We start from the raw sequence: 13,408 nt of genomic DNA, 5'->3' as shown, positions 1-13,408 counted from the left end.
ATAATTGAAAACAGCCCGGATCGCTCCGGGCTGTCTCGCGTCTGATGATCGCTTAGCGGTATTTCACCGTTTCGATCTTGTCGTCCTTGATCTCGATTTCGCGGAAGGTGCCCGCGGCTTCGCCATTGCCGATCAGGTTGACGGCGGTCGCGCCTTCGTAATCGACCGGCTTGCCTTCCTTGATCAGGTCGAGCGCCTTGCCCAGCTCGCCGGGATAGATCTTCTCGCCGGGGCCGTTCGCGACTTCCATGACCTTGTCCTTGTAGACTTTCGGGTCGGTGGAGTCGGCGGCCTGCATCGCGAGCAGCATCAGAGCCGCTGCGTCATAGGCGCCGCCCGAATAGGCCGACGAGCCGTCGAAGCCGGCTTTCTCGGCCATGCCGAGATAGGTCTTCATGCCGTCGCCCGCGGAGTCGGGAAGCTGACCGAAGGAGCCGTTGATTTCCGAGCCGAAATTGTCTTCGAGCGTCTGGCTGACCATGCCGTCGGGGAAGACGAAGGTCTCGAAGGCACCGGTGTCGAGCGCGCCGCGCAGGATGCCCGAGCCGCCCTGGTCGATATAGCCGACGATGACGAGCGCGTCGCCACCCGCGGAGGCGAGCGATGCGACTTCTGCGGAGTAGTCGCCCTTGCCGTCTTCATGCGCGGCCGAGATCGTGACGTTGCCGCCCTTGGCCTTGTAGGCTTTCTCGAAGCTGTCCGCGAGACCCTTGCCGTAGTCGTTGTTGGTGTAGGTGACGGCGGCGTTCTTGATGCCTTTTTCGATCAGCTCATCGGCCATGACTTCGCCCTGACGCGCATCCGACGGAGCGGTGCGGAAGAACAGGCCATCGTCTTCGATATCCGAGAGCGCCGGCGAGGTCGCCGAGGGCGAGATCATCACGACGCCGTTCGGCATGGCGACGTTCTGCAGGACAGCGGTGGTCGCGCCCGAGCACATCGCGCCCATGATGCCAGCGACCTTGTCGGTGGTGACGAGCGTTTCGCCAGCCGCGGTTGCGGCTGCTGCGTCGACGCAGGTCGAGTCGCCGCGGACTGCGGTCACGGTGTCGCCACCCAGCAGCTTGCCGGAGTCGGAGACTTCCTTGATCGCCATCTCGGCACCCTGCGCCATCGGCGGGGCGAGCGATTCAAGCGGGCCGGTGAAGCCCAGCAGGACGCCCATCTTCACGTCATCGGCATATGCGCCGGTCGCGCCAAGCGCGATCGCAGCCGAAGCCAGAAGCAGTTTTTTCATGTGTTCACTCCCGTGTTGGAACTCGCGTTCTTGCGCGAGGTTAGTGCGCGGTGCGTCAAATGTGAAGAACCGCGAGTGGCGCGATGACGCGAAAAACCGACCCGAAGGTCAAGCATCGCGCAATGCGACGTAACGGCAATTTGGGCCGTTGTGCAAATTCGTGAAAGGCGAGGGGGCGGATTGCGCAATTTTCAGTCGAGCGAGTCTTCCGGTCCAACCTCGGAGGCGGCGTCCGGGATCTCCTTCTCGCCCGCGGCGCTCGCGCCGCGTTCACGGTAGGGTGTGGTCTGGTAATGCGCGCGGTAGCATTTCGAGAAATGCGAGGGGCTGGCGAAGCCGCAGGCCATGGCGACGTTGATCACGCTCATTTCGGTCTGCATCAGCAGGTTACGCGCCTTCTGCAGCCGCAATTCCATGTAATAGCGCTTGGGCGAGCGGTTGAGGTAGCGGCGGAACAGCCGCTCCAGCTGGCGCGCCGACATGCCGACCTCGGTGGCGAGCGTCGCGGGGCTGATCGGGTCTTCGATATTGCGCTCCATCCGGCCGATCACCTGCGCGAGCTTGGGGTGGCGCACGCCGATCCGGGTGGGAATCGATAGCCGCTGGGTGTCGCGGTCCGAGCGGATCGAGGAATGGATCAGCTGATCGGCGACGGTATTGGCCAGTTCCTCGCCGTGATCGCGGGCGATCAGCCGCAGCATCAGGTCGATCGAGGCGGTGCCGCCCGCCGTCGTCACCCGGTTGCCGTCGATCACGAACACGCCCTTGGTCAGTTCGATATCGGGAAAATCCTCGGCGAAGGCGTCGATATTCTCCCAGTGGATCGTCGCGCGCTTGCCGTCGAGCAGACCCGCGCGGGCCAGCGCGTAAGAGCCGGTGCACAAGCCGCCCATCACCGCGCCGCGCCGCGCCTCGCGCCGCAGCCAGTTCAACAGCGGCTTGCTGACCGCCTCGGCCACGTCGATGCCGCCGCAGACCAGCACCATCGTGTCGCGTCCCAGCTCCTCCAGACCGATATCGGTGCGGAAGGTCGTCCCGTTCGAGCAGGTGACATCCGCGCCGGACTCTGAGGCGAGTTTCCACGTGTAGAGCGTGCGACCGGATACCTGGTTGGCGAGGCGCAGCGGCTCGATCGCGCTTGCGAAGGCCATCATCGTGAATCGCTCCAGAAGCAGGAAGACGACCGAACGCTGGCGTGCGTCCGGGCCAATCCGGATCATTCCTTGCGAAGGGGCTGGCCGACGGGTGGGGCGGGGATCAGGCATGTCGTCAATCCGTCATCTGTGGTGAATCACCGAAACAGGAAATTGGCGCGCGCCGCAAGAGGGGGGCAAGGTGGGCGCTGCAGACTTGTCGAAATGCAAATTCGGGTTTGTTTCCCAGACCCGCGCCGTCTATAAGCGGCGCCGAATGAACACGACCACGCTTTTGGAGGATCAGATGGGCAAGGGTTGGAGCAAATCGGACTGGCGCGCGAAACCGCGGGTTCAGATGCCCGACTATCCCGATCAGGGGGCGCTGAACGCTGTCGAGGCACAGCTGTCGCGGATGCCGCCGCTGGTCTTCGCGGGCGAGGCGCGCACGCTGAAGGCGGAGCTTGCGAAAGCTGCGCGTGGCGAGGCGTTCCTGCTTCAGGGCGGCGACTGCGCCGAGTCCTTCGGGGAATTCTCCGCCGACAATATCCGTGACACGTTCAAGGTGATGCTGCAGATGGCGGTCGTGCTCACCTGGGGCGCGAAGGTTCCGGTCATCAAGGTCGGCCGCATGGCGGGCCAGTTCGCCAAGCCGCGTTCGGCGCCGACCGAGACCATCGACGGCACCGAGCTGCCGAGCTACCGCGGCGACATCATCAACGGCTTCGAATTCACCTCGGAGGCGCGTCTGCCCGATCCGAACCGGATGCTGCAGGCCTACACGCAGGCGGCGGCGTCGCTGAACCTGCTGCGCGCCTTTTCGACCGGCGGTTTCGCCGACATCCACCGCGTTCAGAGCTGGATCGCCGGCTTCACCGATGCCGACGAGGCCGAGAAATACCGCGAAGTCGCCAACCATATCAGCGAGGCGATGGACTTCATGCGGGCCGCGGGCGTGACCTCGGAAACCGCGAATGAGCTGGCTTCGGTCGATTTCTACACGTCGCACGAGGCGCTGCTGCTGGAATACGAAGAGGCGCTCTGCCGCATCGATTCCACCTCCGGCCTGCCGATTGCGGGCACCGGTCACATGCTCTGGATCGGTGATCGAACCCGTCAGCCCGACGGTGCACATGTCGAATTCGCACGCGGTGTGCAGAACCCGATCGGTCTGAAATGCGGCCCCACCACCACCGAGGACGACCTCAAGGTGCTGATGGAGAAGCTGAACCCGGAGAACGAGGCGGGCCGTCTGACGCTGATCGCGCGCTTCGGCGCGGGCAAGGTCGGCGATCACCTGCCGCGCCTGATCCGCACGGTCGAGGCCGAGGGCGCGAATGTCGTCTGGTCCTGCGATCCGATGCATGGCAACACGATCAAGTCCGCGTCGGGCTTCAAAACCCGCCCGTTCGACTCCGTGCTGCGCGAGGTGAAGGAATTCTTCGCGATTCACAAAGCCGAGGGCACGATCCCCGGCGGCGTGCATTTCGAGATGACCGGCAAGGACGTGACCGAATGCACCGGCGGCGTGCGCGCGGTAACCGACGGCGATCTTTCCTCGCGCTACCACACCGCCTGCGACCCGCGCCTGAACGCCTCGCAATCGCTGGAACTGGCGTTCCTCGTGGCCGAGGAGCTGCAGGACCGCCGCAAGCTCGCGAAAGCGGCGTCGCAATAAGGCCCCGCGCGCCGCGGCACAGTTTACGAAATGGATCGGCCCGGACCTTTGCGTCCGGGCCTATTTATTGCTGTCGGCGGTGCAGAGGTCATCCATCACGGGTCTTAACCCTCCTGTCGCACCACCCGGAACATCGCGCGGCGCTCTTCCGGGGTCATTTCCGCCAGATGTGCGGCGCGGAATTTCGGCCGCGGGGTGTAAGGCGTCTGGCTTTCGGCGAAGCCGGAGGTGGCGGCGGTCGGCACGGGCTGCTCGAAGGAGTGCGCCGGAGGAGACCTGCGCCCAGTCGGTCGGGGCGAAGGCTGCGGCTCGCGCAGGGGCGGCATCTCCAAAGGCTTGATCCGCGCGGCTGACACGGTAAAGCGGCGCGGGGCGCGTCCGGCGTCGGGGTTACCGTCCGCCGCGTCCGTATTGCGCAGAGGCTCCGCGACGAAACATCCAAGCGCGCGCGTCACCGCCTCGAAATCGTCCGTCAGCGGCAGCATCAGCAGATGGCCCGTCAGTTCCGGTTTTCCGAGCCCTGCGGCCGAGGCCAGCTGCGCCTCGGCGATGGCGGGACGCGCGAAGACGGCCTCGGTCAGATCGGCGATCTGTTTGCGGGCTTCGGGCGCGAAGAGCGAGGTCAGGGGCATGCCGCGCACCTCCATTCCCATCAGGCCGCAGATATGCTGGCCGGCAAGGCGAAACCGCGCCATGCCCGGCGCGACGCGCTCGAGGATGAAGGCGAATTGCAGTGCCCGGTCGATGCCGCGCGGATCGATATCGGCGCGCGCGGGCATCGGGCGACCGTCGAGCAGCGCCTCCCAATAGGCATGCAGCTCGTTGCCGACCCGGCGACCTTTGGCCGAGGCGGGGGATGCAGCGTTGCTGTCGGTCTCGCGATCCATTTCTATCATCCTTGTTTCGTCCCGCGCGGCACGGGCGCGGGGCCGCTTTCTCTCGCCCGGCGCGCCGGTGGCGCGGGGCGCCTTGCGGTTGACCGTCGGGACGAAATCGTTACTGAACTCTTACCGGGCCCCAAGTTAGGCCATTTTTTCGTCACATGGAGAAAGAAACTCTTAAATGGTTAAGCCCGCCCCAGAGCCGCGCCCGGAGGGGGCGCCCGCCGCCGCCACCGTCTCGATGACCGGATTTGCCGCCGGACAGGGGAGCGGCGCGGGGCATGACTGGAGCTGGGATCTGCGCTCGGTCAATGGCAAGGGCTTCGACCTGCGGTTGCGGCTGCCCGATATCGAGGGGCTGGAGCCGGCGCTGCGCAAGGCGGTCGGCGAACGGGTCGCGCGGGGTAACGTCACGCTGAACCTGAAGCTCACGCAGGCCGTAGGCAGTGCCGCGATGCGGATCGAGCCGGAGGTGCTGAACGCGGCCCTTGCTGCCGTCGACAAGGTCGAGCGCGCCGCCGAACGCAAGGGCGTGGCGCTGGCGCCGCTCAAGCCGAGCGACCTGATGGCGATGCGCGGGGTGATCGACCACTCGGGCAGCACGATTGAGGATCCCGCCGCACTGCTGGCCGCCTTGATGGAGAGTTTTGCGCCCGTTCTGGAAAGCTTCGTCGCGATGCGCCGCGAGGAAGGCGCGCGGACGGGCGCGTTGCTGGCCTCCCGCATCGACGAGATCGCGGCGTTGACCGATGAAGCGGAAATCGCCGCCGCAGCACGCGCTCCGAAAGCTGCAGAGACGCTGCGCGCGGCGTTCGCGCGGGTGATGGAAGCGACCGAGGCCGATCCCGACCGGGTCGCGCAGGAACTGGCGCTGATCGCGATCAAGGCGGATGTCACCGAAGAGATCGAACGGCTCCGCGTCCATGTCGAGGCCGCGCGCGCGCTTCTCGCCGAGACCGGGCCCGTGGGCCGCAAATTCGAATTTCTGGCGCAGGAATTCGTGCGCGAGGCCAATACGCTGTGCTCGAAATCGGGCGATGCGGAGTTGACGCGGATCGGTCTGGCGTTGAAATACGCGATCGACCAGCTGCGCGAGCAGATCCAGAACGTAGAGTGATACCAATGCCCGACACTGCCCGCCGCGGCCTTCTGATCATCCTGTCCTCGCCCTCGGGCGCTGGAAAATCCACGCTCGCCAAACGGCTGATGAGCTGGGATCCGACGCTGCGCTTCTCGGTCTCGGCCACGACGCGCGATCCGCGCACGGGCGAGACCGATGGTGTCGAGTATTTCTTCAAGACCCGCGCAGAGTTCGAAGCGATGGTGGTGCAGGGCGACATGCTGGAACATGCCGAGGTGTTCGGCAATTTCTACGGCACCCCGAAAGGCCCGGTGGAGGCGGCGATGGGCGAGGGGCGCGATACGCTCTTCGACGTCGACTGGCAGGGCGGTCAGCAGATCCGCAACTCCACGCTTGGCAAGGACGTGGTCTCGATCTTCATTCTGCCGCCTTCGATCGCGGCGCTGGAAGACCGTCTGCGCAGCCGCGCGCAGGACAGCGACGACGTGATCCGCAGCCGGATGGAGAAATCGCTCGCCGAGATCAGCCATTGGTCGGAATATGACTATGTTCTGGTCAATGACGACCTCGACCGCGCCGAGGAGATGCTGCGCACCATTCTGACTGCGGAGCGTAACCGCCGCGATCGTCAGGTCGGGCTCAGCGAATTCGTGCGAAAACTGAACAGGGAGTTCGACGCAAGATGATTTACGAACTGGACGGGATCGCCCCGCAAATCGCCGAAGACGCATGGGTCGCCGCCGACGCCAACGTGATCGGCAAGGTCGTGTTGGAAGCCGAAACCTCGGTTTGGTTCTGCGCGACCCTGCGCGGCGATAACGAGGAAATCCGGGTCGGACGTGGCTCGAACCTGCAGGAAAACGTGGTCTGCCATACCGATATGGGTTTTCCGCTGACCATCGGCGAAAATTGCACGATCGGCCACAAGGCGATGCTGCATGGATGCACGATCGGGGACGGCTCGCTGATCGGGATGGGGGCGACGGTTCTGAATGGCGCGAAGATCGGCAAGGGCTGCCTGATCGGCGCCGGTGCGCTGATCACCGAGGGCAAGGAAATTCCCGACGGCAGCCTCGTGATGGGCGCGCCGGGCAAGATCGTTCGCGAACTCGACGAGGGCGCGCGCAAGGCGCTTCTGGGCTCGGCCGCGCATTACCGCGAGAATGCGGCGCGTTTCGCCAAGGGGTTGAAAGCGATCGGCTAATTGTCGCGACGCTTGTCGACCGGCAAGGTGAATATATCGAAATCGAGCTGGGGATGCGCGGCGCGCACCTCCTGCCGGATGAAGTCGATATTCGGAAGCGGAGTGGAATAGGCCCGCAGCTTGCCGGTAAACCCGAACCGTTCGAGACGCTTTGCCAGATCGAGAATGTCGAACCGCGTGGTCAGCAGCGGCGCCAGCACCAGTTCGGGGCGCAGAGCCGCCATCTTTTTTGCGGTGATCTGGTCGTATTGCAGTACCTGAATCGCCTGGCCCGAAATCTCGTTGAGCGACGGGGGCAACTTTCCGCCCGGGTCTACAAGCAGAAGGTTGCTGCTCTCGGACGTTTTCACGCATTGAAATAGAACAGCTTGTAGCGCAAGGCGGGAACTCGGGGTTCTTGGCATAATTCGTAATAACCTCATCGCCCCCGATGATGTATTCGACGGAACCCGACCGGGCTCCGCTAAATACACGCCTAGGTTTAACGTCTCGGTGACCATTCTACAACCCATTGATTGCGAACCGCGAAGCGTGAGTTGCGATGCCGATGCGGGGTTGGATTTCATGTCTATGACAAGCCTTTACAGCTCGCCTCGCATCGCTCAAACCTTGCTCCGAACGAGATGGCAGGCGGGGAGGCGCGGCAATGAGCCAAGGGGCGATCGGACAGGTTCTCGACGCGCTGCCGAGCGCGGTTTTGCTGATCGGGCGCGACGAGCGGATCGCGCAGGGCAATCTCGCAGCCAATCGGCTGTTCGGCACGCAGTTTCTCGGGCGCCCCTATGTGACGGTGTTGCGCCAGCCCGGCTTCGGCGCGGCGGTAAGCGCGGCGCTGCGCGGGGCGCGACCCGATCCGGTTCGCCTGCGGCTGCATCCCACCGGTCAGGCCGAGACGATCACGCTGGTGCATTTCTCTCCGCTGCCGCCCGCGCCCGAAGGGCCGCTTGCGACGAATTCGGTTCTGGCAAGCTTCGAAGACATCACGGCTCTCGAATCTGCCGAAGCCATGCGGCGCGATTTCGTTGCAAATGTGAGCCACGAGTTGCGCACGCCGCTGACCGCTCTGATGGGCTTCATCGAGACGCTCCGCTCGAGCGCGCGCGACGATGCGGCGGCGCGCGACCGGTTCCTGTCGATCATGGAGCGCGAGGCGGCGCGGATGAACCGTCTGGTGGGCGATCTTCTCTCGCTCAGCCGTGTCGAGGGCGAAGAGCGGATGCGTCCCACTGGCAAGGTCGATCTGGCGCTGGTGCTCAAAGGGATCACGCAGACGCTCGAACCCGTGGCAGAAGCGGCGTCCGTCAAGTTGATCTGCGAGGGCGAAACCGGGGCCTTGCCCGTCCAGGGCGATCCCGATCAGCTGACGCAGGTCTTCTCGAACCTCGTGGAGAACGCGATCAAATATGGCGGGCAGGGCGGCGAGGTGCGGCTGCGGGTCTCACTGATCCCGCATGAGCCGGTGTTGCGCGGCAAAGCCTATCGCGTCGATGTGATCGACCGCGGCGAGGGCATCGACGAACAGCATCTGCCGCGCCTGACCGAGCGCTTCTACCGCGTCGATACCCACCGCTCGCGCGAGAAGGGCGGAACGGGGCTGGGTCTCGCCATCGTCAAGCATATCGTGGCGCGCCACCGTGGCCGGTTCCGCGTCGACAGCAAGAAGGGCGAGGGCAGCTGCTTCACGGTGATCCTGCCTGCGGCCTGAGAGCGCGCCGGTACGGTTCGGTTTCGGCAGACGAGATGCGCTGACGTTCTGTCACTTCCGCGTCGCGCTCCCTTGAACCGGGACGCGCAAACCGATAGCTTTATGGCAACTTCAAATCGGAGGGCGTAATGATGACGCCCAAGCGTCCCCGGTCGGCGGGCGCGCTCCCGACAGCTGCATCGCCCGCGCGGGCGGTGAAACCGGCTCAGGTCGAGTCCCCCGCGACCAAATCCGCCAAGTCCGGCGAGGGGCTATATGCCGCTCTCGATCTTGGCACCAACAGTTGCCGGATGCTGATTGCCCGTCCCAAGGGTTCTCAGTTTCAGGTCGTGGACAGCTTCTCGAAAGCGGTCCAGCTGGGTCAGGGTCTCGAAACCTATGGCCGGTTGTCGCGCAGCTCGATGTCGCGCACCGTTCAGGCTTTGCAAATCTGTCGCCGCAAGATCGAAACGCACGGGGTCACCCGGATGCGTCTGGTGGCGACCGAAGCCTGCCGGCGCGCCAAGAATGCGCGTGACTTCATCCGCTATGTACGCCGCGAGACCGGCCTGCCGCTGGAGATCATCGCGCCCGAGGAAGAGGCGCGGCTGGCCGTGATCTCCTGCGCTTCGCTGGTGTCGCCCAATTCCGAGCAGGTTCTGGTGGTCGATATCGGCGGCGGCTCGACAGAGCTCGTCTGGATCGACCTCGAAGACGTGCCGCCCGGCGACAGGGCCCGCGCGATCATGCGCCTCTCGCAAGGGTTCAACCAGCCCGACGGGCCCGATCCGGCGGCGCGCGTTGTCGATTGGATTTCGGTGCCGCTCGGGGTCGCGACGCTCAAGGATCAATTCGCCGATGTCGAAGACGATGCCGCACGCTTTGCGCTTATGAGCTGGTTCTTCGAGGAGAAGCTCGCGGACTTCACGCCCTACGCGGCGGGCAGCCCGCAGGACGGATTCCAGATCATCGGCACCTCCGGCACCGTCACGACGGTCGCGGCCTGCCACCTCAACCTGAAGCGCTACGACCGCAACCGGGTGGACGGGCTGACCATGACATCGGGCGAGATCGACGCTGTGATCCGCTCTTTCCTGCAACTCGGGCCCGCCGGGCGGCGCTCCGACCCGCGGATCGGGCGCGACCGACACACCTTGATCATGTCCGGCGCCGCAATTCTCCAGGCCCTTATGCGGGTCTGGCCCACCGACCAGATGTCCATTGCCGACCGTGGCCTGCGCGAGGGGCTCCTCTATGCGCAAATGGCCGGAGACGGCGTGTTAGAAGAGATTAAATGATGGCGAAGACACCCAGCGGCAAGAACACTTCGGGACGCGGGCAGCGCGACCTGCGCGTGCGCGTGAAGACGGCGAAGGGGCGCAAGCTGTCCTCGACCCTCTGGCTGGAGCGGCAGCTGAACGACCCTTACGTGCAGCGTGCCAAGAAAGAGGGCTATCGAGGCCGTGCCGCCTACAAAATCCTCGAGCTGGACGACAAGTATCGCTTCCTCGTGCCCGGCGCGCGCGTGGTCGATCTGGGTTGTGCGCCTGGCGGCTGGTGTCAGGTGGCGGTCAAGCGCGTGAACGCCCTGGGCGAGAAATCCGGCAAGAAGGTCGGCACCGTTCTGGGCGTCGATCTGCAGGAGGTCACACCGATCGCCGGAGCCGAAATCCACGTGCTCGATTTCCTCGAAGAAGGCGCCGACGACAAGGTCAAGGAATGGCTTGGCGGCTCTGCGGATGTGGTGATGTCGGATATGGCGGCCGCGTCCTCGGGGCACCAGAACACCGATCACCTGCGCATCATCACGCTGTGCGAAGCGGCGGCAGAGTTCGCCTTCGACGTGCTCGAAGAGGGCGGCACCTTTGTCGCCAAGGTTCTCGCAGGCGGCGCGGAGCAGGGATTGATGACGATCCTGAAGAAAAACTTCACCAAGGTCGCCAATGTGAAACCGCCAGCCTCGCGCTCGGACAGCTCGGAGAAATTCGTGGTGGCGCAAGGTTTTCGCGGGCGGCGGCACGAGGAGCCGTGAGCCTAGACTGTCTCAACCCCGAGACAGGTGCCTGCCCGCTCAGCGGGAATTTACGTTGTGAACGGTTCGAATCGGCCTAACCTGCGTGGACTTTCATAGGCTGCGCAAGAGAGGGAGGCTTTCGCATGCCGTCACTGCATACGGGCGTTCCGCGCCAACATGCCGATATCGTGCGCGAAGTCGTCTCTTCGCCGAAATCCGCCACGCGGGCGGGGTTCGCGGCGAGCTGGCGCCGCTCGATGATCCATCACCGCATCGACCCCGAAACCGGTGGGCGCAACGAGCGCCTGACCCAAGCCGAGATGCGCGAGCGGCGCGAGCGGGCGGAACTGATGATGCGGATCGCCTCGCCGGTGCTCGACCGTCTGTCGCGGGCGGCAGGCGATGCGGGCTGCACGGTCCTTCTGTCCGACGCGGGCGGGCTCGTGCTGGACGAGCGTTTGCGCGACGCGGATAAGGATGATTTCCATTCCTCCAACCTCGCGCCCGGCTCGGACTGGTCCGAAGGGGTCGAGGGCACGAACGGCATCGGTACCTGCGTGGCCGAGGCGCGCCCCGTCACCGTCTGGCGCGATCAGCATTTCCGCACCCGCAACACGGTGCTGACCTGCATGGGCTCGCCCATTTTCGGCGCGCAGGGCGATCTGGCCGGCGTGATCGACGTCAGCTCCGCGCGCTCCGACATGACCGAGGGCTATGCGCGCCTCGTGGCGCTGACCGTGCAGGACGCAGCGCACCGGATCGAGGCGGACCTGTTCCGCGCCTCCTATGACGGCGCGCGCATCCTCTCGACCGGCTCGGGCGAGACCGGGGCGCAGGGCGTGATGCTGCTGGCGCTCGACCGCGACGATCTCGTCGTCGGCGCCACCCGCGCCGCTCGGCGGCACCTCGGGATCGAGGCCGGGCAGATCGGCCAGCTTCCGGCTTCCGATCTGCTGGAGCATGGCATCCGCAACGGTCTCGAAGAAGCGCAACGCGCCGAAATGGCCCGCGCACTGGCCCGCAACGGCGGCAACGTCTCGGCTGCCGCCCGCGATCTCGGCATCGGTCGGGCGACCTTCTACCGCAAGGCCAAGGCGCTCAACCTCGGCGTTTGAGTGGCGGTGAGGCGGGCAGGGGGCTGGCCGACCGATCACGGCGCTATTCTATCGCGTTTCCGGATCTCCGTTTCTTGCCTGGCACCCCCTGCCTGCCTTGTCGTAACAGCTGCAAGGCGTCCTGCGCCCAAATAGCTGTGCAAAGTGCTTCACTCACATTTTCGCAACGGTTTCCCACATAGATCGTGTCCGGTGTCGATCGGCACGATCTGCGCCCCAGAGTTGTAAAGATCATACGAAAATCGCCGCCCGAACGTCCAAAACACGCCACAGTTCGATGATTCCTTGAGGCATGAAGACTTCGGAATCCTCCGACACGTATCGCTCCGATACCCGCGGCGTGCCTGAGGCAAAGCATAGGGCAGAGGCGAATGATGAACAGAATGGTAATTGCAAGTGCGGTGCTAGCTCTTAGCATCCCGGTGCAGGGTATGGCGGGCGAGGCTTACTTGGCGCAAGTGTCTGCGGGTCCGATGACCCTGACCGTGCCACAGCCGAAAATTGTACAGGCTCTCCCCGATGTGCAGCTGCAGATCGCAAATCTCCATTTGGAGCCAAGCATAACGAGTGTGGACCTGAGCGGCTTTCCGGTGGCGACTCCTCCGGCATCCGGTGCGCTCGCGGACGTGCAGAGCACGGGGACGTCCAATACCAGCATGCTCTATCAGGTAGGCGTCCAGGCGGGCTCGATTAAGCAGACCGGCAACTTCAACATGGCGTCGCTTGTGCAAAGCGGCACGAGGAACGGCGCATCCATTTATCAAACCGGTAACCGAGCCATGGCATCCGTCAGCCAGACCGGTAGCTATAATCGGGCTTTGGTTGTTCAACGCTAGGCGACGATCCGGCTGCCTGTGAGACGTCGAGCGGGCTGCCGCGCTAACGATGCGGCGGGGTCATGTGCACGGCACGAGCACGCCTCGACCTCCAATTTGGTTTCTTATCAATTGACGGGCGTCCGGCAAGGTCGGCGCCTGGAGGCGTCTCACGCTCGCAGTCGGAGATCCTACTGACAGGTGGCGCTGCCTTCAGATTTCGGTTTCAAGTAATCTTCGAGCAAAGCTGCGCGCTCTCGAACTTTCCGGGCCGAACTTATTTCGAACACGTTGGTTGTGGGTGTTTGCGAAGCATGCGAAGCCTCAGTCGACTCGAATATTCTTATATGCGCGAAAAAGCATAGATTCGAAATTCAATTTTTGGTTGAAAACATATATTCTAATTAAATCTGAAATTGAAATATAGCTGGGGCGCTATTCGATAATTGACGACAATTCAATTGATTTGATGATTTTGTTTAGAATGTGGCGAGAAAATGGCACATTCTTTAACCATTGCTCTTGCGAGACTGAGATGCGGCGCGTTTACTACCTGACGTCGCGGT

13 protein-coding genes are annotated in these 13,408 nt (G+C 64.1%); 9 read left to right on the top strand and 4 right to left on the bottom strand.

The features are described from left to right. Positions 1-52: 52 nt before the first annotated feature. Both DEM26_RS06495 and DEM26_RS06490 read right to left on the bottom strand, forming a co-directional pair. Complete coding sequence (locus DEM26_RS06495) at positions 53-1,237, bottom strand: ABC transporter substrate-binding protein (protein ID WP_109171980.1); 1,185 nt, start codon at positions 1,235-1,237, stop codon at positions 53-55. Between the two features lie 191 nt (positions 1,238-1,428). After that, on the bottom strand, positions 1,429-2,457 hold the full coding sequence (locus tag DEM26_RS06490) for a GlxA family transcriptional regulator (RefSeq protein WP_088718547.1): 1,029 nt from the start codon (positions 2,455-2,457) through the stop codon (positions 1,429-1,431). 220 nt (positions 2,458-2,677) lie between these two features. Between DEM26_RS06490 and DEM26_RS06485 the strand changes: the two genes are divergently transcribed. Beyond that, complete coding sequence (locus tag DEM26_RS06485; protein ID WP_075775120.1) at positions 2,678-4,048, top strand: class II 3-deoxy-7-phosphoheptulonate synthase; 1,371 nt, start codon at positions 2,678-2,680, stop codon at positions 4,046-4,048. 104 nt (positions 4,049-4,152) lie between these two features. On the opposite strand, the gene DEM26_RS06480 is transcribed toward DEM26_RS06485, so the two are convergent. Then, positions 4,153-4,935 (bottom strand): PAS domain-containing protein, encoded by a 783-nt coding sequence (locus DEM26_RS06480; RefSeq protein WP_109171979.1) that lies wholly within the window; start codon positions 4,933-4,935, stop codon positions 4,153-4,155. Positions 4,936-5,110: 175 nt separating this feature from the next. Between DEM26_RS06480 and DEM26_RS06475 the strand changes: the two genes are divergently transcribed. From DEM26_RS06475 to DEM26_RS06465, 3 genes are read left to right on the top strand one after another with little or no spacing between them, the layout of a single operon-like run. Beyond that, positions 5,111-6,046, top strand: coding sequence for a YicC/YloC family endoribonuclease (locus DEM26_RS06475; RefSeq protein ID WP_233243038.1), 936 nt, complete (start codon positions 5,111-5,113; stop codon positions 6,044-6,046). 5 nt (positions 6,047-6,051) lie between these two features. Continuing rightward, positions 6,052-6,696: a guanylate kinase gene (gene gmk / locus DEM26_RS06470; RefSeq protein WP_075774902.1), complete on the top strand. Its 645-nt coding sequence runs from the start codon at positions 6,052-6,054 to the stop codon at positions 6,694-6,696. Continuing rightward, positions 6,693-7,214 carry a gamma carbonic anhydrase family protein gene (locus DEM26_RS06465; protein ID WP_088718549.1) on the top strand — a complete coding sequence of 174 codons (522 nt, stop codon included), beginning with the start codon at positions 6,693-6,695 and terminating at the stop codon, positions 7,212-7,214. The genes gmk and DEM26_RS06465 overlap by 4 nt, the downstream gene beginning before the upstream one ends. Here the strand turns inward: DEM26_RS06465 and DEM26_RS06460 are convergent. After that, entirely contained in the window at positions 7,211-7,513 is a 303-nt protein-coding gene (locus DEM26_RS06460) for a hypothetical protein (protein ID WP_088718550.1), read from the bottom strand. The genes DEM26_RS06465 and DEM26_RS06460 overlap by 4 nt on opposite strands. Positions 7,514-7,860: 347 nt before the next feature. Here DEM26_RS06460 and DEM26_RS06455 point away from each other — a divergent pair, with 347 nt between their 5' ends. The 5 genes from DEM26_RS06455 to DEM26_RS06435 all read left to right on the top strand — a co-directional run bounded on the left by DEM26_RS06455 (position 7,861) and on the right by DEM26_RS06435 (position 12,863). Beyond that, complete coding sequence (locus DEM26_RS06455) at positions 7,861-8,919, top strand: sensor histidine kinase (protein WP_088718551.1); 1,059 nt, start codon at positions 7,861-7,863, stop codon at positions 8,917-8,919. A gap of 131 nt (positions 8,920-9,050) precedes the next feature. Next, positions 9,051-10,196 (top strand): Ppx/GppA phosphatase family protein, encoded by a 1,146-nt coding sequence (locus tag DEM26_RS06450; protein WP_075775118.1) that lies wholly within the window; start codon positions 9,051-9,053, stop codon positions 10,194-10,196. Beyond that, entirely contained in the window at positions 10,196-10,930 is a 735-nt protein-coding gene (locus DEM26_RS06445; RefSeq protein WP_075775117.1) for an RlmE family RNA methyltransferase, read from the top strand. Before DEM26_RS06450 ends, DEM26_RS06445 begins: the two co-directional genes overlap by 1 nt. Before the next feature lie 125 nt (positions 10,931-11,055). Further along, positions 11,056-12,027 carry a GAF domain-containing protein gene (locus DEM26_RS06440; RefSeq protein WP_075774898.1) on the top strand — a complete coding sequence of 324 codons (972 nt, stop codon included), beginning with the start codon at positions 11,056-11,058 and terminating at the stop codon, positions 12,025-12,027. A gap of 473 nt (positions 12,028-12,500) precedes the next feature. Continuing rightward, positions 12,501-12,863 (top strand): hypothetical protein, encoded by a 363-nt coding sequence (locus tag DEM26_RS06435; protein WP_158275092.1) that lies wholly within the window; start codon positions 12,501-12,503, stop codon positions 12,861-12,863. Positions 12,864-13,408 lie beyond the last annotated feature (545 nt).

Origin of the sequence: Thioclava sp. NG1 (assembly GCF_003122275.1) — a bacterium.
GTDB lineage: Bacteria > Pseudomonadota > Alphaproteobacteria > Rhodobacterales > Rhodobacteraceae > Thioclava > Thioclava nitratireducens.
This window is presented reverse-complemented; position numbering and strand designations above follow the sequence as displayed.